Annotated in this window: 14 protein-coding genes and 1 pseudogene; 9 read left to right on the top strand and 6 right to left on the bottom strand. The window is 69.5% G+C overall.

From position 1 onward, the window contains the following. Positions 1–171: 171 nt before the first annotated feature. From NG1_RS18155 to NG1_RS18145, 3 genes are all read left to right on the top strand, one after another. Positions 172–747 (top strand): HhH-GPD-type base excision DNA repair protein, encoded by a 576-nt coding sequence (locus NG1_RS18155; protein ID WP_040864395.1) that lies wholly within the window; start codon positions 172–174, stop codon positions 745–747. A gap of 125 nt (positions 748–872) precedes the next feature. Then, positions 873–1,583, top strand: coding sequence for a DUF8020 domain-containing protein (locus tag NG1_RS18150; protein ID WP_062972353.1), 711 nt, complete (start codon positions 873–875; stop codon positions 1,581–1,583). 342 nt (positions 1,584–1,925) lie between these two features. Beyond that, positions 1,926–3,200, top strand: coding sequence for an ROK family transcriptional regulator (locus NG1_RS18145; protein WP_062972351.1), 1,275 nt, complete (start codon positions 1,926–1,928; stop codon positions 3,198–3,200). Between the two features lie 59 nt (positions 3,201–3,259). On the opposite strand, the gene NG1_RS18140 is transcribed toward NG1_RS18145, so the two are convergent. Further along, on the bottom strand, positions 3,260–4,891 hold the full coding sequence (locus tag NG1_RS18140; RefSeq protein ID WP_062972349.1) for a DUF2207 family protein: 1,632 nt from the start codon (positions 4,889–4,891) through the stop codon (positions 3,260–3,262). 76 nt (positions 4,892–4,967) lie between these two features. Between NG1_RS18140 and NG1_RS18135 the strand changes: the two genes are divergently transcribed. Continuing rightward, entirely contained in the window at positions 4,968–6,098 is a 1,131-nt protein-coding gene (locus NG1_RS18135) for a neutral zinc metallopeptidase (protein ID WP_245659948.1), read from the top strand. Between the two features lie 16 nt (positions 6,099–6,114). On the opposite strand, the gene NG1_RS18130 is transcribed toward NG1_RS18135, so the two are convergent. The 4 genes from NG1_RS18130 to NG1_RS18115 form a co-directional block, all read right to left on the bottom strand. Then, positions 6,115–7,431 (bottom strand): ammonium transporter, encoded by a 1,317-nt coding sequence (locus NG1_RS18130; protein ID WP_040864400.1) that lies wholly within the window; start codon positions 7,429–7,431, stop codon positions 6,115–6,117. Between the two features lie 85 nt (positions 7,432–7,516). Next, a complete protein-coding gene (locus NG1_RS18125; RefSeq protein ID WP_062972345.1) occupies positions 7,517–8,206 on the bottom strand; it encodes a TetR/AcrR family transcriptional regulator in 690 nt (229 codons plus the stop codon). Next, a complete protein-coding gene (locus NG1_RS18120; RefSeq protein ID WP_062972343.1) occupies positions 8,203–10,449 on the bottom strand; it encodes an MMPL family transporter in 2,247 nt (748 codons plus the stop codon). The genes NG1_RS18125 and NG1_RS18120 overlap by 4 nt, the downstream gene beginning before the upstream one ends. Positions 10,450–10,528: 79 nt before the next feature. Beyond that, the gene (locus NG1_RS18115; protein ID WP_062972442.1) at positions 10,529–11,347 is read right to left on the bottom strand and encodes a hypothetical protein; all 819 of its coding nucleotides are present in this window, start codon (positions 11,345–11,347) and stop codon (positions 10,529–10,531) included. Positions 11,348–11,796: 449 nt separating this feature from the next. Here NG1_RS18115 and NG1_RS36770 point away from each other — a divergent pair. The 4 genes and pseudogenes from NG1_RS36770 to NG1_RS18095 all read left to right on the top strand — a co-directional run. Continuing rightward, a pseudogene (locus tag NG1_RS36770) lies at positions 11,797–13,365 on the top strand (DNA polymerase III subunit gamma and tau); the annotation flags it as partial. A 2,197-nt stretch (positions 13,366–15,562) separates the two neighbouring features. After that, a complete protein-coding gene (locus tag NG1_RS18105; protein WP_062972341.1) occupies positions 15,563–16,777 on the top strand; it encodes an acetyl-CoA C-acetyltransferase in 1,215 nt (404 codons plus the stop codon). 40 nt (positions 16,778–16,817) lie between these two features. Continuing rightward, positions 16,818–18,968, top strand: a complete 2,151-nt coding sequence (locus tag NG1_RS18100; protein ID WP_062972339.1) for a 3-hydroxyacyl-CoA dehydrogenase NAD-binding domain-containing protein — start codon at positions 16,818–16,820, stop codon at positions 18,966–18,968. 112 nt (positions 18,969–19,080) lie between these two features. Further along, the gene (locus tag NG1_RS18095; protein WP_062972337.1) at positions 19,081–20,178 is read left to right on the top strand and encodes an esterase-like activity of phytase family protein; all 1,098 of its coding nucleotides are present in this window, start codon (positions 19,081–19,083) and stop codon (positions 20,176–20,178) included. Here the strand turns inward: NG1_RS18095 and NG1_RS18090 are convergent. Next, positions 20,175–20,645, bottom strand: coding sequence for a MarR family winged helix-turn-helix transcriptional regulator (locus NG1_RS18090; RefSeq protein WP_062972335.1), 471 nt, complete (start codon positions 20,643–20,645; stop codon positions 20,175–20,177). The genes NG1_RS18095 and NG1_RS18090 overlap by 4 nt on opposite strands. Positions 20,646–20,739: 94 nt before the next feature. On the opposite strand from NG1_RS18090, the gene NG1_RS18085 reads away from it, so the two are divergent. Beyond that, the gene (locus tag NG1_RS18085; protein WP_062972333.1) at positions 20,740–21,192 is read left to right on the top strand and encodes an SgcJ/EcaC family oxidoreductase; all 453 of its coding nucleotides are present in this window, start codon (positions 20,740–20,742) and stop codon (positions 21,190–21,192) included. Positions 21,193–21,261 lie beyond the last annotated feature (69 nt).

Raw genomic sequence — 21,261 nt, 5'->3', positions numbered from 1 at the left:
CCGTCATCTGAGGCATGGTCTGGAGCCTACGCGGCAGGTCATCTACCCGCGCGTAGGCAATGTGAGGTGAGTCACTCTCCATCTCGGTCGGCGACGACCCGCGGCGTCCCGCCTCGTCGGCGCCGGTGAGATGATCGACCCGTCCCCAGCACACCGAGCAGGAGGTAGGCGATGACTCGCACGCTATGCCTGGCGCAGGACGCCGAGGCGGACAAGCTACTGACCGAGGACCACTTCGCCACCCTGCTCGGCATGCTCCTGGACCAGCAGTACCCGATGGAGCACGCTTTCCGCGGCCCGAAGAAGATCGCCGACCGGATGGGTGGCTTCGACATCCAGCGCATCGCGGAGGCCGACCCCCAGGAGTTCGAGGAGCTCGCCGCGACGCCGCCCGCGATCCACCGCTACGGCAGGTCCATGGCCCGGCGCGCGCAGGAATTGGCGCGCTACGTCATCGAGCACTACGACGGCAAGGCGGAGAACATCTGGACGGCGGGCGACCCGGACGGGAAAGAGGTGCTGCGCCGCCTGAAGGATCTGCCCGGCTACGGCGAGCAGAAGGCGAAGATCTTTCTGGCTCTGCTGGGTAAGCAGCGGGGCGTGCAGTTGGAAGGCTGGCGCGCGGCGGCGGGCGCGTACGGCGACGAGGGCTCGCGCCGATCGGTTGCCGACGTGACGGACGCCGAATCTCTCGCACAGGTAAGGGAATTCAAGAAGCAGGCGAAAGCGGCGGCCAAAGCGAAGTAGTACGGCAACTGTAACTCTCCGGTTGCCGATTTGAAATCGTCCTGCGTTTTTTCCTCGTTCTCACACAGCCGGTGCCTGATGCTTTTGCCTGGAACGGCTCCAGCTGAGATGAGGGATTGCAGGACATGAGGATGAGGAAACTCGCCGTGGCGGCGGCGCTGGTGACCATTGCGACCGGAGTGGCCGCGGGCACATCCGGTGCCGCGCCGGCGGAAGAAAGCGCCGAAAGCGCAATCAATTTCACCGCGTACGCGACGGACACCCAGTCGATCATCGAAACCGACGCGGGTTCGCTCGCGGTCGAGGACGAGGTGCTCCAAGTGAAGGCCTCCAACGGTACCGTGCTCGCGGCGCAGCCGCTGCGGTTTCAGCTGGAGGACTTCGAATTCCCGATCGCCGCAGAGATTTCCGGTCGTAGCGCGACGCTGACACCGCTGTTCGACCGGGAGCACGCGGTCTACAAGCCGGTCGCCCTGCCGTACGAGGACAAGGCGCCGTGGAAGACCGAGTACGACCGTGAGGTCGCCGCCTGGACCCGCCTGACCAGCACGATCGCCGCCGGGGCGACCATCGGCACGCTCGTCGGCGGCATCGCGGGCGGTGCGGTCGGTTGCGTGCTCGGCGGCATCGCGGGCGCCACCGTCGCCTCCGCGGCGATCGTCGGCCTGTTCGGCGCGTTCATCCCGGCCGCCGCCATCGGCTGCCTCGGCGGCATCATCGCCGTCGGCGCCCTGGGCACCCTCGCGGGCCAGCTGCTGGTCACCGCACCGGTCGCGATCGGCGCCGCGATCCAGTACTTCACGACGATCAATCAGCCGTTCAACGCGCCGAAGTAATCCTTCCGCGCGAAAATACCCCGCCCCCATGGAGCTCTCCGGGCAGCGGGGTCTTTTCGCGTGCCCGCGACCTGCGCAAACAATGTGCCTGTGCACACAACGGCGCGTCGAGGGTTGGTGCGTCGCGGAAATCGGTGTTAATTTTGATGACATGTCTGCCGGCCGACCGAACCTCCTGCGCGTCACTTACGTGACCGCCGCGCTGGGTCTGCGGCTGCCATTGACACGCGAACTGTGTCGCCTCTCTTGCTGCAGCTGAGCGGTTTTTCCTGCTCATTTGCTGCCTCGCCGCCCATGTAGGCATGTCCCGTCGATTACGGGACTTCAGCAAGGATCCGCACAATGTCCCTTCCCACCCTTGAACGATCCGTCTCCAGGGTTGCCAACGGCCGTGCCCGCGTTCAGCGTCCGGTTGTCGCTCCCGAACTGCGCCTCGCCGACAACCCGGCGGCCGCGGTCCTGCGCGCCGCCACCGGAGGTCCCGTTTCCCGCGACAACGCCGCGCGCACAACCGGTTTGAGCATCGCCACGGTCAACCGCCAGGTCTCCGCGCTGCTCGCGGCCGGCCTGCTGCGGGAACGCCCCGACCTGACGGCCTCCGGTGCGGTCGGGCGCCCCCGCGTCCCCTTCGAAATCGACCACGACGCCTACCTCACCATCGGTATCCACATCGGCGCCGCGGTCACCAAGATCGTCGCCGCCGACCTGCGCGGCCGCATTCTCGGTGGGCTGGCCATCGCCACCCCGCAGACCGGTCAGGAATTCGCCACCACCACCGTCGCGCGCAGCGCGAAGGCGTTCCTGCAGCGCTGGCACCGGCGCAAGGCGCTGTGGGCAGGCGTCGCGATCGGCGGCCGGGTCGACCCGCTGACCGGCGTCGTCGATCATCCGAAGCTGGAATGGCGTGGGGCGCAAGTCGGTTCGGTCCTCGGCGAGGTACTGGAGTTGCCCGTCTCGGTGGCGCCGCACGTGGAGGCGATGGCAGGCTCGGAGCTGTTGCTGCCCACCGGCGAGCCCAAGGACCAGGCCCGCCTCGAGCGGGGCAGCAGCCTGTACTTCTACGTGCGTGAGACCGCGGGTGTCGCGGTGACCTTGGATGGCCGCGTGCACACGCCGAGCAACGGTCCCGGCTCGATCGCGCATCTGCCCACGGGTTCGGACGTGGAATGCACCTGCGGACGGCGTGGCTGCTTGGAGGTGACCGTCGGTGATCGGTCACTGCATTCCAGGGCGGTCGGGCGCGGCATCATCCCGGCGCACAACGGCACCGCGGGCTCGACCATCGCCGACCTGTACCGGGCCGCGGAGGCCGGATCGGAGTCCGCGCGCGAACTGCTCGCCGAGCGGGCCACCATCCTCGGCCACACCGTGGCGATGGTGCGCGACATGCTCAACCCTGATCGGGTGATCCTCGGCGGCCAGGCCTTCACCGGCTACCGCCCCGCGGTCGCGCACGTGGCGCGGGCGTTCAACCAGGGTTCGACCTTGCCGCCCACCGACATCCGGATCAGCGGTTTCGGCGGCAAAGTGCAGGAATACGCCGCGGTGGTGACCTCGCTGAGCGTTCTCTACGCCGATCCGCTGGCTGCCGCCCGGCGAACCGCCTTGCACGACTGAGTGATACGGCGAAGGGCGATCGGCCGCAGCGGCTGATCGCCCTTTTCGCGCGCGTGACGCTAGCGGTGCGGATCGCCCGCGAGGGCGAAAAGCCCCTCCAGGGCGGTGATGAAGAACGGGAAGTGGCCCGCGAAGCGCTGCAGGTTGCGGTCGCGTTCGAAGCCGCCGAACCAGTAGAGGCCGGGTTGCGCGTCGGCCGAGGGGTCCAGGTCGCGGAAGGCGCGGATCCAGTTGTCGGCGCGTGCGCCGAGCACCATGAACGGCAGGGCGCGGGAGAACACGGTTTCCTGGTCGATCGGCGGGATCTGTTCGCGCCGAGTGTTTTCCAGGCCCCGTTGCAGCGCGCGGATCTGCCTTGCGAGCTCCAGCCCGCGCGCCGTTCGCACCGGCAGGTACTTCGGCGAGAGCAGGGTCGCCACACCCCCGAGCGCGATGGCGACACCGACCAGGGCATGTCCGGAGGTGAGCGCGAGCGCCACGGTGGCCGCGACACCCGCGACCACCAGCGCCCCACCGAGCCACAGGGCGAGGCCGGGACGGCGGCGATCGAGGAAGTTGCCGCGGGCCACGGCGTCGGCGACCAGTGCGGCGCGTACCGGTTCGGAGGCCACGCGCCCCGGCTTGCGCAGCTCGCCCAATGTCACCGCGTCGGCGGCTTCGGGCAGCAGCGCCTGGTAGACGGCCTTCTCGTAGTCGCGCAGTTGGTCGTCGGGGGTGTTCACCCGGGTGATCCGCCAGTCGCTGTCACTGAGCGGCGTGATCCGGATGTACCGGCGCACCGCGAGATCCACCACGGTGGCGGCGATGTCGACCGGATCGACATGTCCGTCCAGCAGCAGCCCGGCCTCACCGGGCAGTGTGCCCTCGGGTGAGGTGAACTGCACGCGATCACCCTCGCGCGCCAGCGGGTCGATCGTCGCGGAACCGCCGCCCACCGTCGCGTCCAGGCGGCGAGCGCGCAGCACATAGGCGACCAAGGCGGCGAGCGCGAGCAGCAGCACGCCGAACGCGACGAGCACCGGGGCGGTGATCGCGAAGGGGCCCGCGTCGCCGCTGTCGCGGACGTCGGCGTTGCTCGGCACGGTGCCGGGCGGCAATTGCAGCGTCAGATCGATCGCGTCGCCCTTGTGCAGGTCGGTCTGCTCGAGGAAGAGGACGCCGTCGGTCTCGATCTTGACGTCGGCGCACGGCCGGGTGTTACCGGGCGGGCCGAGTTTGCAGTCCACGATGCCCATTTCGAAGCTCGGGCTGATCAGCGAGGCGCTGATGGACGCGATGTCGGTGTTGAGCACACCGAGCCAATGGAAGACCTGGGTGCCCCGCGCGTCGCTGACGGTGTTCTGCACGGAGTACCGGAAGGTGGATTCGCCGGGCCGGGCCTCGATGGTGAACTGGTCGTTGGCGACCGTCGCGGTGCCCGCGCCCTCGGTGTCCACGTCGGTGACCCGGAAGACGCGCTCGGCGTCGTCGCCGACCCGCAGCCGCAGCGGAAGCGACATCCGGAACGAGCCCTCCGGCGGCACCGAAACCTGTTCGACCACTTCGAGGACGCCCTCGCGGCTCAGCTTCAGATCGGCGGTGATGGTCACGCCCTCCGGCGCGGGCTGGGCCTGGGTGACCGGGGCCGTCGCGAACATTCCCGCGATGGCGAGAAGCAGCGCGCCTAGGGCGGCCCCCCGAAAAGTCAGCATGGCTGCCTACTCTAGACAGCTTGCTATCCTGCGTCAGCGGCTGTCGGCGATCACTGAGACGAGGGGGTACGGGGGCGTGACACAACCACCGTACGGACACGGACCGGTCCCGCGCGGGGGGCGTCCGGTGCCTCCGCCGCCCGGCTACGGTGCGCCCTACGGCCCGCGCCCGGGTTACGGCCCGCCGCCTGGGTACGGTCCGCCTCCCGGTTACGGCCCGCCGCCGGGATACGCGCCGCCCGCCTACGGCCCGCCACCGGGTTACGGCCCGCCGGTCCCTCCGCCCATGCCCTATGGTCCGCCCGGACGGCCGCCCTACCCGCCGCCACGCAAACGCGGAGGCGGCGGATGGGTTGTGCTGCTGGTCGTCGTCGTATTCCTGGCGGCGGCGGGACTGGTACGCAACGCGATCTCGGTGGGGCGCGACGCGAGCGACGCGTCCGGTCCGCAACCGAGCTTCACGTTCGACACCCAACCGGACGGCACGGTCGGACCGTCGGAAACCGGCAACAACCCGCTATTGACCGACACCGACGCCACGCTGATTCCGGCGCAGTGCGACTACTCGCCGTGGGGCACCCAGGTGGACGCCGCCCGCAAGTTCTTCGAAAGCGCCGCGTCCTGCCTGGAAGCGGCGTGGAAACCCGTGCTGCGCAAGGCGAATCTGCCGTTCCAGCCGCCGTCGCTGAACGTCAGCGCGACCACGACGGGCATCACCACCCCGTGCACCGGCTCGACCAGCAATTTCGCCGCGTTCTACTGCCCGGCGAACAAGACCGTCTACATGCCGATCAGCCAGTTGCAGACGGACTACTTCAAGGACAACTGGGTGGTCTACCTGTCGGTTTTCGCACACGAGTACGGACATCACGTGCAGGCGATGTCCGGCATCCTGCGCAAGGCCAACAGCGATCGGGCCGACGTGGGGCCGCGCAGCGCCAAGGGACTGGAGCTGTCGCGCCGAGTCGAATTGCAGGCAAACTGCTTCGACGGTATGTACCTCTCCTCGTCGTCGAAGGGCGGTTCGCTCACCGACCCGCAGCTCACCCTGGCCCGCAAGGACGCCTACGGGCGCGGTGACCAGGCCGGGGACATGCGCGACCACGGGTCGTCCGAGAACGGCGGCCAGTGGTTCGAGGCGGGTTTGGACAACAACCGTGCGGCCCAGTGCAATACGTTCACCGCGTCGGCCGGCTCGGTGAGCTGAGGCGCGACGCGGGCGCTCATGCCGTCGGATCGTCCTCGAGCGGGCGCTGGGCATGCGGACGTCCGAGATGCCCTTCGCCGAGGCGGCGCGGCGCATGGCCGTGCACTCCCTCCGCGTACGCCGTCTCGGCGTGCAGCGCGAAGTCGATCCCGGCGGTCTCGTCCTCCTTGCTGACCCGGAATCCGACGAACCGGTCGATGCCCTTGCCGAGCGCGAACGAGACGCCGAACGCGTAGGCCGCGACGACGAGCACCGCCACCAGCTGCTTGCCGAGCTGCGCGAGCCCACCGCCGAAGAACAGGCCCTCGACGCCGCCGGTCATCACCTCGGTGGCGAGCAAGCCGATCAGCACGGTGCCCACGATGCCGCCGACGAAGTGCACGCCGACCACGTCGAGCGAATCGTCGTAGCCCGCTTTGAACTTCCAGCCCACCGCGAACGAGCACAGCACGCCCGCGGCGAGCCCGACCAGCAGCGCACCGAGGGTGTTGACCGACCCGCACGAGGGAGTGATGGCGACCAGGCCGGCCACCACGCCGGACGCGGCGCCGAAGGTGGTCGGCCTGCCGTCGCGGATCTGCTCGACCGCCAGCCAGCCGAGCATGCCGAGGCAGCCCGCCACCAAGGTGTTGAGGAAGACGGCCGCGGCCAGGCCGTTGGCCGCCAGCGCCGAACCGGCGTTGAAGCCGAACCAGCCGAACCACAGCAGGCCCGCACCGAGCAGCACGAAGGGCAGGTTGTGCGGGCGCATCGCATCGACCTTGAACCCGATGCGCGGGCCGAGCACCAGCGCGAGGGCCAGGGCCGACGCGCCGGAGGCGATCTCCACCACCAGGCCGCCCGCGTAGTCCAGCGCGCCGAACGAGGCCAGCCAGCCGTCCGGGCCCCACACCCAGTGGGCGATCGGCGCGTACACCACCAGCGCCCAGAGCGGCACGAAGATCATCCACGCGCCGAACTCGGCCCGATCGGCGATGGCGCCGCTGATCAGCGCGGCGGTCAGGACCGCGAAGGTGAGCTGGAACGTCGCGAACAACAGCTCCGGCACCGAGCCGCGCACCGAGGTCGGATCGATGCCCGCCATGCCGAGGTGGGCGAGGCCGCCGATCAGGCCGCCGCCCGCGTCGTCGCCGAACGCCAAGCTGTAGCCGAGCAGTAGCCAGGTCACCGTCACCAGCGGAATAGCGATGAAGTTCATCATCAGCATGTTGAGTACGCCGGTCGAGCGGACCATGCCGCCGTAGAAGATGGCCAGGCCCGGGGTCATCAGCAGGACGAGGGCCGTGCTGACCAGCAGCCAGGCGGTAGCCGCGGGGTCGATGGTTGAAGACACGGGTTCACTCCTTCCGCGCGCGTGCGCTGCGAGGAAGTTACCGAATGGTCGCTCACGGGCCGACGGCCGCTCGGTCGAAATGCGGTCAGGCCGGGGAATGGCCCTCCCGGACGCGGCGCAGCCACGCCGTGACCGTGTCCGGTGTGAGCGGGTCCGCGCCGACCAGATCGAGCACGCTGTAGCCGAGACACGTCGCGCCCAGCACGCGGGAGGCGACGGCTTCCGCGTCGCCCCAGGGCAGGAAGGGCTTGGCGAGCAGCAGGGAGGCGATGCCGTGGGCCACCGACCACAGTTCCAGCACGATGGGCAGCGGGTCGCGCGGCGCCATCGTCCCGTCGTCCATGCACTTGCGCACCGTGGCCGCGAATTGCTGAAAGGCCCCGCTGGTGAGCACCTGGTCCACCGCGCCCTCGGTCTCGGTGGGCGCGGTCGCCAGCCGGTATTGCTCGGGATGCTCGAGGGCGAAGCGGATGTAGGCCATGCCTTGATCGTGCAGCTGGTTCACCGGTGAGGTAGTGGGGTCGGTGGCCGCTCGCACCGCGTCGTCGAGGTCTTCGAAGGCCTGGGCGACGACGGCATCGATGAGTTCGTCCTTGTCGGCGAAGTGCCGGTAGATCGACGGCGCGCTCACCCCGACCAGCTTGCTCACCGCCCGGATCGAGACGGCGTCGGCATGCCCGGTGGTGGCGAGCAGTTCGGCCGCGGCCCGCAGGATCTCCTCGCGCAGCTGGGCCCCGGAGCCACGCGGCGAGCGCGGACGCCTGCCACCGATCACGCGCGCCCCGCGGTTTCCAGCGGGCGCGCGGCGGCGTCCTCCTCGCCTTCGGTCAGCCCGATCTTGGCGTGCAGGCGGGCCAGCGGTGCGGGCGCCCACCAGTTGGCCGGACCGAGCAGGCGCATGAGCGCGGGCGCGAGCAGACCGCGGATGATCGTGGCGTCGGCGAGCACGGTCAGCGTGAGGCCGAGGCCGAGCAGCTGCATGAACGACACCTTCGCGGTGACCAGCGCACCGAGCACGATGGCCATCAGCACGGCGGCCGCGGTGAAGATCCGGCCCGTGCGGGCCAGGCCGACCGCCACCGCGCGAGTGTTGTCGTGGGTGGCCAGCCACTCCTCGCGCACCCGCGAGAGCAGGAACACCTCGTAGTCCATGGACAGGCCGAAGGCCAGGCAGAACATCAGGATCGGCATGGTCGGCACCAGATAACCGACCGCTGTGAAGCCGAGCAACCCGGACAGATGGCCCTCCTGGAACACCCACACCATCGCGCCGAAGGCGGCGGCCAGCGACAGCGTGTTCAGCACCAGGGCTTTGATCGGCAGCACGACGCTGCCGGTGAACAGGAACAACACGATGAAGGTGGTGAGGGCGATGAGGCCTGCCGCGAGCGGAAGGCGGGCGGCCAGCGCGTGCAGGGAGTCGGCGTTGGCCGCCGCGGCGCCGCCGTAGAGCGCCTCGCCCGGCGCCGGGATCGCCCGGATCGCCGTCAGCTGACGGTCCCCGGCGGGGGAGAAGGGATCCAGCTTGGTCGCGACGTTCAGGTAGGTCCCGGTGTCGTTGGCCATCCCGGGCGGAGCGGGCGCGACGCGCGCGCCTGCCGTGTAGACCCCGGCGGCGGACAGAACCGCGGGCACGCCCTCGACCTTCGACAGTTCGGCGGCGTACCCGCCGAGCGCCGCGTTGTCACCGTGGTAGCCGTCCAGCACGATCGTGGTGCCCGCGACCGGATCGGCCTGCGGGAACTCGGTGCGCAGGGCGTCGCCGACCTGGCGGCTGGTGGCGCTGACCGGCAGCACCCGGTCGTCGGGATAACCGAACTTCACCGACAGGAACGGCGCGCCCAGCGCCAGCAGCAGCGCGATGATCACGATCGCGACCGGCGCCGCGTGCCGCATCACCACACCTGCCAGCCGATACCAGCCGCTGTCCTCCGGCGCCTGCGGGCCGGGCGCGGGCGCGCCGCGGCGGAACAGGCGGCGCAGCGGAGCCCGCAGGTCGAGGGAGTTCACCCGGTGCCCGAGCAGGACCAGCGCCGCGGGCAGCACCACGATCGATGCGGTGGCCGCCGCGGCGACCACCGCGACCCCCGCGTAGGCGAAGCTCTTCAAGAAGTACAGGTCGAACACGCTCAGCACGGCCAGCGAGAGCGCGACGGTGAGTGCGGAGAACAGCACGGTGCGCCCCGCGGTCTGCACCGACCGGATGGTGGCGGCGGCCGGATCCAGGCCGCGCGCCAGTTCCTCCCGGAAGCGGCTGACGATGAACAGGCTGGAATCGATGGCCAACGCCAGCCCCATCGCCGTCGTCATGTTCAACGCGTAGATCGAGACGTCGGTGAACAGCGTGCACAGGCGCAGCAGCGCCAGCGTCGCCAGGATGGCGAACACCCCGATGGTCAGCGGGAGGGCCGCTGCGACCAGACTGCCGAACACCAGGACCAGCACGATCATCGACAGTGGTACCGCGACGCCCTCGGCCAGGGTGAGGTCGCGGGTGGTCTGCTCGGTGACGTCGTGGTAGATCGCGGCGATGCCGCCCTGGCGGACCGTGATGCCGTCGGAGACGCCGGAGAGCTGCCGCTTCAATTCACTCGCGGTCTGCTGGACCTGCGTCTCGTCTCCGTCGAGGTAGGCGACGACCAGGGCGCTCTTGCGATCGGCGCTGCGCAACGCGTTCGACAGCGGCTGCGGCGTGGTCCAGTAGGACTGCACGCCTCGCACGTCGCCGCGGGCTTTCAGCGCGTCGGCCAGCCCGATGCCCGCCGCCTTGGTGGCCGGATCGTCCGCACCCGCGTCCGAACCGACCAGCAGGACGAAATTGGGCGCGGCGCCGGCGAAGTTGTCGGCGATCAGCTCATTGACGAGGGCGGATTCGGCGTCGTTCGAAGTGAACCCGCCGGACTTCAAGTGCGCGGGCGCGGTGGCGCCGAAGACGCCGCACAGCACGGCGACCGCGAGCGCCGCGGCCAGCACCGCGCGCGGAGCTCGGGTGATGAATCGGGCCATCCGGGTCAGCATCGCGGCTCCGCTCGATAGGTTAACGGCGTTAGAGTAACGCCGTTAACCCAAGGTGTCGAGCCCGCGGGAGGCGCCCGAGTCAGCCGCGGGACTTACGGATGGCCCGCAATCCCCTCCGTCCGGGCACGGGCAGGTCGTCGCGCATCTCCACCCACTCCGCGGTGGTCAACCAGAGTTCCTGGGCGCGGGCATCGGCGGTGTTGTGGAAAATCCGGCGGCCGCGGTCGTCGCGCAGTTCTTGCGCGACCACCGACCAGCGTGGCGCGCGGCCGTGTTCGTCGAGGTAGTCGGCCAGATAAGCCGCGATCGCGGTGCCGATGCTGTTCACGGGGCGCAACGAGACCCGGTTTCCGTACTGGGCCGCGTAGAAACGGCGGCCCGCGCACAGGGACCGGGGATTCGCGTTGGAGGCGATCCATCCCGCGCGCTGGGCTCGCTCGATCAGCCAGAGGTGTTTGACCGCCGATGGGGCGATGTTGCCGACGCGGGTGCGGATCAGCGTCATGATCTGCTCGGTGCACAGCACGTCTCGGCGGGTGGGCCCGTAGCCGTGCGCGGTCCAGTGCGCGTCGGCCAGTTTGGCCAGCACCCGGCCGAAGTCATCGATGCTGCGCTGGGCGCGGCGGCCGAGACGTTCGATGCGCTCGGCCTCGCGGCGCATCTCGTTCTGCGCGGTCAGGGTGCGGATCGCGGCCATGGTCGGCACCTGTCCGCGCTCGAGGAGTTCGAGGATGGCGGCTGCGGTGGCCGGATCGGCTGCCGCGGTGACCGGCAGCGAGTCGCGTTTGATCGCGAACTCCTGCGGGCTGATGGCGCGGCTCAAGAGGGCGACGGCGGAGCGGTCGCCTGCGAAATCGGTGCTGGACAGCCAGGCGGCGGCGATGTCGTCACACGACACGGTGGACGGTCCTCCGGTGGAAGTGGGGGAATTGGCGCTGGTCACCCGTGGTGCTCTCGAGGTTGTGCCCCGGTCGGGATGAGGGACCGGCCGGGGTCACCAACCTGATGAAGGTTTGGCTACCGAAGTTGCCGACTGCCACGTTAGCCAGACGATTGCATCGATGTCACCCATGGTTGCGGTTTCGTTATCTCCGAAAAGTCGAGGTAAATCGGGGTGTGAGTCCGCATTCTGCGTCCCGGGCAGGGTGCTGTGGCGGCTGTGTCCGGACTTCGCTCGTGCAGCGTGAGTGATAGCTCTGAGGTTGCTATCGTGCGTGCAAGGGGCGGGCGCTGAAGAAGGCGTGGCGCATGTTGTGACTTGTATCACACTTACGTGCCCGTGAGGGCCTGAGCCCGGCGTAGCGGGCGGGCATGTCCTTTGTCGGAGGTCGCCGGTAACCTCTGGCCGTGGCTCTGTACCGGAAGTACCGACCGGCAACGTTCGCTGAGGTGGTGGGTCAGGAGCACGTCACCGACCCGCTGAGTATCGCGCTCGACACGGGGCGGATCAGTCATGCCTATCTGTTCTCCGGTCCACGCGGCTGTGGTAAGACGTCCTCCGCGCGCATCCTGGCCCGCTCGCTGAACTGCGTGTCGGGCCCCACTTCGACGCCCTGCGGTACCTGCCCGTCCTGCGTGGCCCTCGGGCCCGGCGGTACCGGCAACCTGGATGTCATCGAACTCGACGCCGCGAGCCACGGCGGCGTCGACGACACCAGGGAATTGCGGGACCGCGCCTTCTACGCGCCCGCCGAGTCCAGGTACCGGGTGTTCATCGTCGACGAGGCGCACATGGTGACCACCGCCGGATTCAACGCGCTGCTCAAGATCGTCGAGGAGCCGCCTGCCCACCTGATCTTCATCTTCGCGACCACCGAGCCGGACAAGGTGCTGCCCACCATCCGCTCGCGCACGCACCACTATCCGTTCCGGCTGCTGCCGCCGGCCACGATGCGCGGACTGCTCGGGCGGATCTGCGAGCAGGAGCACGTGCCGGTCGAAGAAGCGGTCTACCCCTTGGTGATTCGCGCGGGCGGCGGCTCGCCGCGCGACAGCCTGAGCGTGCTCGATCAATTGCTGGCGGGCGCGGGCCCCGAGGGCGTTACGTACGCCCGCGCGGTCTCACTGCTCGGCGTCACCGACGTGGCGCTGATCGACGACGCGGTCGAGGCGCTGGCCGCCGACGACGGCGCCGCGTTGTTCGGCACCGTCGACCGGGTGATGGAGGCGGGCCACGACCCGCGGCGATTCGCCGCCGACCTGCTCGATCGCTTCCGGGACCTGATCCTCATGCGGGCGGTGCCCGACGCTACCGAACGCGGCCTGGTCGCCGGCCCGGGTGACGTGCTCGACCGGATGCGGGGCCAAGCCGAGCGATTGGGGTCGGCGACTCTGACCCGTTACGCCCAGCTGCTGCACGAGGGCCTCGGCGAGATGCGCGGCGCGACGGCGCCGCGACTGCTGCTCGAAGTGGTCTGCGCGCGCATGTTGCTGCCCTCGGCGTCCGATGCGGAATCCGCCACCCTGCAACGCTTGGAACGGCTCGAGCGCGGTATGGCCGGGGGCCCCTTCGCCGCCGCGCCCGCCGCGTCTTCGGCCCCCGCTCCCGCCCAGCCCACGCACGGGGCCGGGTCGCCGTCGGAGTCACCTCGTCGCCGAGGGGCCGAGGCGCTGGCCGCGATTCGTCGCGAGAACCGCGGGGGTGGTCGCTCGGAGGATGCTGCCGAAGCCGGGGGAGCCACTCCCGTCGGCGGTTCTGCGCAAACCGAGGGGTCCGGGGCCGGAACCGCTGATCGCCCGGTGTCGATCGGTGGAGCGGGAAGTCCGTCTTCCGGTGCGGCAGGTTCCACTGTCGCCGCACCGGGCGGCGGGCATCGACCGATGCCCGCCGGTGGTGAGTCGTCCACGAATGCGTCGGCTCCGGGCACCGAAGGCGGCGCGGACCCTGTTGCGCCGGTTGCCGAACCGGCCGCCGCCGTGGTGCCCGACAGCGGGTCGGCGGGAACGATGCCGGCGGGAGGGCCGAGCGCGACCGCCGCGCCGAGTGCTTCGAAGGCCGGGACAGCGGGTGGGTCGGGGCCGAATCCTGAGGCGTCCGGAGCGGTTGGCAGCGCAGCGGCCGCCGGAGCGGGCCGCGCTCCTTCCGGACCGGCTGCCGTGCAGCGCGTTTCCGAGGCGGTAGCACAATCGGGACTTTCTCCGTCGCCGCAGCAGGCGGGTTCTCCGGCATCGGGTGGGCAGGCGGCGTCGCCTACCGTCGATCCGGCCGTCGGGAATGCCCCCGGGGCCGACCCGACTGCCGCGCGGGATTACGTGCGCGGGGCCGCCGACTCGACTGCTGCGCCGGATTCTGCCGTGGGGCCTGATCGCGGGGCTGCCGATTCGACCACACCGCGGAATTCTGCTGGGGGATCTGATCAGGGGGCCGCAGAGTCGACCACGGCGCGGGATTCCGCTGTCGGACCTGATCGCGGGGCTGCGGATTCGACTGCGGGGCTGCGTTCTGGGCGCGAGCACGGGAGCACGGGCCGGGATACGGCGCGGAGTTCCGTTGTCGGGCCTGGTCGCGGAGCTGCGGAGTCGTCTGCCGGGTCGAGTTCTGGGCGCGAGGATGGGAGCGCGGGCCTGGATGCGGTGCGGAGTTCCGCTGTGAGGTCTGGTCGCGGGGCTGTGGAGTCGAGTTCTGGGCGCGAGGATGGGAGCGCGGGCCCGGATGCGGCGCGGAGTTCCGCTGTCGGGCGTGATCCTGAGGCCGGGGACCCGAGTACGGCGCGCCGTACTGCCGCCGGGCCTGAGCGCGGTGCCGCCGACTCGCCCGCCGTGCGGGATTCCGCGGCCGGTCAGGGCGATTCTGGGCGATCCGAGGCGGGGCCGCCCCACGCGTCCGCGCAGGAGCCCACCGGTCCTTCCTCGGCGCCGAGCGGTGATCTGCTGCGCGAAGTGGAAGCCGCTTGGGCGGATATCCGCGCCAAAGTGCGGGAGTTCGGCGCGGCCGTGCAGGCGATGCTCGCCGGTGCGTCGGTCGCCCGGGTGGAGGGCGAGGTCATCGTCTTCGCGCATCAGCACGCGCCGCTGGCCCAGCGCCTGTCCGATCCGCGGAATCTGGAAGCGGTGCGGTCGGCGGTGCGGGCGGTGCTCGGCCGCGACCACGAGGTGCGCTGGGAAGCGGGCGGCGCGTCGCCACGGCCCGCGCCGGCGCCACGGGCCGGCGGTAGCGGGAACCGTGCTCGCGGACAGGCGGCGGGCCAGCCGGGACGTGAATCCGGCAACGCGACAGGCCGCGCTCCGGATGCCGCCGCCCCGCCGAGGTTCTCCCGCCCCAGCCAGGCGCGCAACGCGGGCGCCGAGAAGCCGGGTAACGCGGGTCGCGCCCGCGCGGGTGGCGCGAGTCCGCGCCCGTTCCCCGCGGAGGACGACATCCCGCCGCCCGACTATCCCGACCTGCCGGATGATCCCGGCCCCGCGGACTATCCGCCGCCCTACGACGCCGAACCGAGCGAAAGCGACGCCGCGAGCAGCCGGGGCTGGAGCGGTGACGGCGCCGTTCCAGCCTCGACGCCGGAAGAGGAGCGGGAGATGATGGCCGCCGCGGCCGATCCGGTGGCCCCCGGCGACCGGCGCGACCCGGACGAGGTCGCCCTCGAATTGCTGAAGAGTGAGCTGGGTGCCACACGGTTGGATGGTTGACAACCACCGCTCTCACGACGTTAAGTTAACCAGAGTTCGCACTCCACGGTAGTATGTACGGGTAGCCGGGAGCTTCGGTACGCCGACGTTCTATGGTATGCCCAGGCGTACGGGCGACCGTGACGTGCGATCGCTCTTGCCTGCCTGGTTTTGTACAGCGTTAGGAACGGTCGGCCGCAAGGCCGGTCGGCGAGGTCAGCCGCAGCCACGCCGCACCCGCGGTGTCGCCGCAAACCAGCGCTCGGACGGACGTATGTCCGGCCCGGCCGCACAGGAGCGCTCGGACGGACGAACGTTCCGGTCGACCGCACAGAAGCGCTCGGACGGACGAACGTTCCGGTCGACCGCACAGAAGCGCTCGGACGGACGAACGTTCCGGTCGACCGCATAAAAGCGCTCGGACGGACGAACGTTCCGGTCGACCGCATAAAAGCGCTCGGACGGACGAACGTCCGGCCGCCGCACATTGAGGAAGGAACACTCCGATATGACCACAGAGGCCTACATTTACGAGGCCATCCGCACTCCGCGTGGCCGTGGCAAGAAGAACGGCTCGCTGCACTCGGTCAAGCCGATCGACCTGACTGTTGGTCTGATCCAGGAGCTGCGCGGCCGCTTCCCGAACCTCGACGAGGACCGGATCTCCGACCTGATCCTCGGCGTGGTCGCGCCGGTCGGCGACCAGGGTGCGGACATCGCCCGTACCGCGGTCACCGTGGCCGGCCTGCCCGACACCGTCGGCGGGTTCCAGCTCAACCGCTTCTGCGCGTCCGGCCTCGAGGCGGTCAACCTGGCGGCCCAGAAGGTCCGCTCCGGCTTCGACGACCTGGTCCTCGCCGGTGGCGTCGAGTCCATGTCGCGCGTGCCGATGGGCTCCGACGGCGGCGCCTGGGCGCTGGACCCGGCCACCAACTACGACACCTACTTCGTCCCGCAGGGCGTCTCCGCCGACCTGATCGCCACCATCGAGGGCTTCAGCCGCGACGATGTCGACGCCTACGCGGTGCGCTCGCAGGAGCTGGCCGCCAAGGCCACCACCGGCGGTTACTTCGCCAAGTCGATCGTCCCGGTCAAGGACCAGAACGGCATCGTCGTGCTGGACAAGGACGAGCACATGCGCCCCGGCACCACCGCCGAGGACCTGGCCAAGCTGCAGCCGTCCTTCGCCGTGATCGGTGAGATGGGTGGCTTCGACGCGGTGGCGCTGCAGAAGTACCACTTCGTCGAGAAGATCAACCACGTGCACCACGGCGGCAACAGCTCCGGCATCGTCGACGGCGCCGCGCTGGTGCTGATCGGTTCGGAAGAGGCGGGCAAGGCCTCCGGTCTGACCCCGCGTGCGCGCGTCGTCGCGACCGCCACCAGCGGCGCCGACTCCACCATCATGCTCACCGGTCCGACCCCGGCCGCCAAGAAGGTGCTGGCCAAGGCGGGCCTGACCCTCGGCGACATCGACCTGGTCGAGATCAACGAGGCGTTCGCCTCCGTGGTGCTGAAGTTCCAGAAGGATCTGAACATCCCGGACGAGAAGCTGAACGTCAACGGCGGCGCGATCGCGATGGGCCACCCGCTGGGTGCGACCGGCGCGATGATCACCGGCACCATGGTCGACGAACTGGAGCGCCGCAACGGCCGCTACGCGCTGGTCACCCTGTGCATCGGCGGCGGCATGGGCGTGGCGACCATCATCGAGCGGGTCTGAGCCCCAACCGACAGCTATTTCACCAAGGAGACACAGAGCTGTGAGCGAAACCAACATGATCGGTTGGGAGCAGGATTCGGACGGCATCGTCGTACTGACGATGGACGACCCGAACCAGGGCGCCAACACCATGAACGAGCTGTACAAGAAGTCGATGACCGCCACCGTCGACCGGCTCGAGGCGGAGAAGGACAACATCACCGGTGTCGTCCTGACCTCCGCGAAGAAGACCTTCTTCGCCGGCGGCGACCTGAAGAACATGATGAAGGTCGGCCCGGACGACGCCCAGGCGCTGATGGAGGAGCTCGGCGAGATCAAGAGCGCCCTGCGTCGCCTGGAGCAGCTGGGCAAGCCGGTCGTCGCCGCCATCAACGGCGCGGCGCTGGGCGGCGGTCTGGAGATCGCGCTGGCCACCCACCACCGCATCGCGGCGGACGTGCCGGGTTCGCAGATCGGTCTGCCGGAGGCCACCCTCGGCCTGCTGCCCGCGGGCGGCGGCATCATCCGCACCGTGCGCATGCTGGGCCTGCAGAACGCCCTGATGCAGGTGCTGCTGCAGGGCCAGCGCAACAAGCCGGCCAAGGCCAAGGAGATCGGCCTGGTCGACGAGCTGGTCGGCTCGATCGAGGAGCTGGTCCCCGCCGCCAAGGCGTGGATCAAGGCCAACCCCGACGCCGGCGTGCAGCCCTGGGACAAGAAGGGCTTCAAGATCCCCGGCGGGACCCCGTCCTCGCCCGCGTTCGCGGCGAACCTGCCCGCCTTCCCGGCGAACCTGCGCAAGCAGATCAAGGGCGCGAACATGCCCGCGCCGCGCGCCATCATGTCGGCCGCGGTCGAGGGTTCGCAGGTCGACATCGACAACGCGTCGCTGATCGAGTCCCGCTACTTCGTGCACCTGCTCACCGGCCCGGTCGCGAAGAACATGATCCAGGCGTTCTTCTTCGACCTGCAGACGATCAACAACGGCGGTTCGCGTCCGAAGGACGTGCCGAAGAAGGAGATCAAGAAGGTCGGCGTGCTCGGCGCGGGCATGATGGGCGCGGGCATCGCGTACGTCTCCGCCAAGGCGGGCTACGAGGTCGTTCTGAAGGACGTCTCGATCGAGGCGGCCGAGCGCGGCAAGAACTACTCCGAGAAGATCGAGGCCAAGGCCCTCTCCCGGGGCAAGACCACCGAGGAGAAGTCCAAGGCGCTGCTGGACCGGATCAAGCCGAGCGCGGACGCGGCCGACTTCGCGGGCGTCGACTTCGTCATCGAGGCCGTCTTCGAGAACACCGAGCTCAAGCACAAGGTGTTCCAGGAGATCGAGGACATCGTCACCCCCGACGCGCTGCTCGGCTCGAACACCTCCACCCTGCCGATCACCGGTCTGGCGACCGGCGTGAAGCGCCAGGAGGACTTCATCGGCATCCACTTCTTCTCGCCGGTCGACAAGATGCCGCTGGTCGAGATCATCAAGGGTGAGAAGACCTCGGACGAGGCGCTGGCCCGGGTGTTCGACTACACCCTCGCGATCAAGAAGACCCCGATCGTCGTCAACGACAGCCGTGGCTTCTTCACCTCGCGTGTGATCGGCACCTTCGTCAACGAGGCGATCGCCATGCTCAAGGAGGGCATCGAGCCCGCCACCATCGAGCAGGCCGGTCTGCAGGCGGGCTACCCGGCCGCGCCGCTGCAGCTGTCGGACGAGCTGAACATGAAGCTCATGCAGAAGATCGCCAAGGAGACCCTGGAAGCCGCGCAAGCGGGCGACACCACCCTGGGCGTCAAGCGGCACCCGGCGCAGGATGTCATCGACTACATGGTGTCCGAGGGTCGTCCGGGTCGCCTGGAGAAGGCCGGCTTCTACGAGTACGACGAGAACGGCAAGCGCACCGGTCTGTGGGCCGGCCTGCGCGAGCACTTCAAGACCTCGGCGGACTTCGGTGTCCCGCTGCAGGATCTGATCGACCGCATGCTGTTCGCGGAGGCGATCGAGACCCAGAAGTGCTTCGACGAGGGCGTGCTCACCTCCACCGCCGACGCCAACATCGGCTCGATCTTCGGCATCGGCTTCCCGGCCTGGACCGGTGGTGTGCACCAGTTCATCGTCGGTTACCCGGGTGGCCAGGAGGCCTTCGTGGAACGCGCCGACTACCTCGCCAAGAACTACGGCGAGCGCTTCGAGGTCCCGGCCTCGCTGCGTAAGTAGTCTCGCGCCTGACGCAACGGCGAAGCCCGTCACCGCTTTTCGCGGTGGCGGGCTTCCGTCGTTTCCCAGCCCGTGCACGTTCGCGTCCTTCCGGCCGGATAGGTTGGCAGCCGTGCCGAGACGTAGTCGCCATGTTCTGATCGCCGGTTGTGCCCTCGTCCTCGCATCGGCGCCGGTGGCGGGCGCCGATGCCGCGCCCGCGCCCTCGGTGCGCTTGCTCGGCGAGCAGGTGATCGCGTCGGGCCTGGACTTCGAGGGCACCACCGTGGGCGGCCTGTCCGGTATCGATTACTCGGCACGCACGGGTGAATTCGTGCTGATCAGCGACGATCGGTCGAGCAAGAACCCCGCGCGGTACTACACCGCGCGCATCGAGGTCGGCGAGCGCGGCGTCGGACCGGTGACGATCACCGGCACCCGGCCGCTGCTGACCGCGACGGGCGCTGCCTACCCGCCGATGTCGGTGGACCCGGAGGAGATCCGGGTCGATCCGTGGACCGGCGACTACTACTGGACGCAAGAAGGCGAACGCGACGGCGACCTACTGGCCGACCCATCGGTGCGGATCGCGCACCAGGACGGCTCCTATGCCGGTGAGCTGCCGATTCCGGAGAACGAACGGATGCGTCCCGGCTCCGGTCCGAGGCAGAACCAGGCGCTGGAGGCAGCGACCTTCCTCGGCGCCGGCGCATTGTTCGCGACCGCGACGGAAGGGCCGCTGCTGCCGGACGGACCGCCGCCGACCACGACCAGTGCAGCGACGGCGCGCATCACCGTCCAAGCTCGATCCGGACCGCTACTCGCCCAGTACGCGTATCCGATGGAGCCCGTCTTCGCCGAGTCGCGGCCCGAACCCGGCCGCGGCGGCACCGGGATCGCGTCAATCCTCGCCGCCGATCCGCTCGACCCCACGAAACTTCTTGTGCTGGAACGGTCTTTCTCCCCGGGCACGGCCAACAAGATCCGCGTCTACGAGGCCGACCTGAGCGGCGCGACCGACATCCTCGATGCTCCGCTCGGCGCCGCGCACCCGGCGGCCAAGCGGCTGCTGGTGGACCTCGACGACGTCGGACTCGCCGCCGTCGACAACGTGGAGGGTATGACGTGGGGTCCCCGGCTGCCTTCCGGCGAACGAACCCTGGTCCTGGTCAGCGACGACAATTTCGACAGCCGCCAGATCACCCGGATCGTCGTCCTCGCCGTCGCCTAGTCCGCGGGACGCAACTCCTCGGCGGCGGCCTGGTAGGCGGCGGCGGCCCGCGCGAAGTAGTCGAACAGCACTTCGCGCTGTTCTGGTGAGTAGCCGCCGATGATCTCGCCGATGCGCCGCCGCGCCGGGGCGAGGACCTCGTCCAGATCAGCGGGCTTGCCGACCAGTTCGACGATCACCTTGCGCCGGTCGCCCGGGACCGGCGCGCGGCGGACGTAGCCCGCGTCCTCCAGCCGGTCGATCAGCCGGGTGGTCGGGCCGGTGGTCAGGCCGCTGCGAGCGCCGAGTTCGCCGGGCGTCATCGGTCCGGCCAGTCCCAGGATGTTGAGCGCGTAGAGGTCGGTGGCGCCCAGATCGACCGCCCGCGCCCCGGCTTGGCCGTGCAGCATGACCGCGCTCAGATAGCGCCGGTAGACCTCATGGGCGTCCGGTCGAAGGCCGTGCGGCGCGGTCTCGGGTGTTGACACGAGATCCCTCCATCCTCTAATTTCTTCTTATACGAAGAGACTTCTTCTAAGAAGAAAGCTCTCACAAGAAGTAATCTACCATGGAGGCACCATCATGAGTGGCGACGAGAGCACCGACCGGCGCGGCATCCTGGCCGTTCTCGCCGAGCTGACAGACGCCTGGGGGCGGGGAGACGCCGACGCCTACGGCGAGGTGTTCACCGAGGACGCCACCTACACCAGTTACCTCGGCACCCATTACCGTGGCCGCGCGGACATCGTGGCTTCGCACCGAGCCTTGTTCGCGGGCGTCCTGAAGGGCACCCGGCTGGCCGACGAGGTGCTGGACATTCGTTACTACGGTCCGGACGTCGCCGTGGTCACCAGCCGTGGCGACACCTACAAGGGATCGCCGAAGCAGGCGCCGGCCAAGGTCCAGACCTACACCGTGGTCCGCGGGGACGGCAGATGGCGCATCGCCGCTTTTCAGAACACCAAACGCAGGAAGCTCATGGAGCGCATGACCTTCTGGATCACTCCAGCCACACGTCCCGCCGAGCAGCGCTGACCGATCCACGACGGATAGCCCATGGACCCGGTTGGCCGGCTCCTGCTCGGGTATTCGTCCGGGTGGACC

Origin of the sequence: Nocardia gamkensis NBRC 108242 (assembly GCF_001612985.1) — a bacterium.
GTDB lineage: Bacteria > Actinomycetota > Actinomycetes > Mycobacteriales > Mycobacteriaceae > Nocardia > Nocardia gamkensis.
Note: the sequence above shows the minus strand (reverse complement) of the source record. Positions and strands in the feature narration are given on the sequence as shown.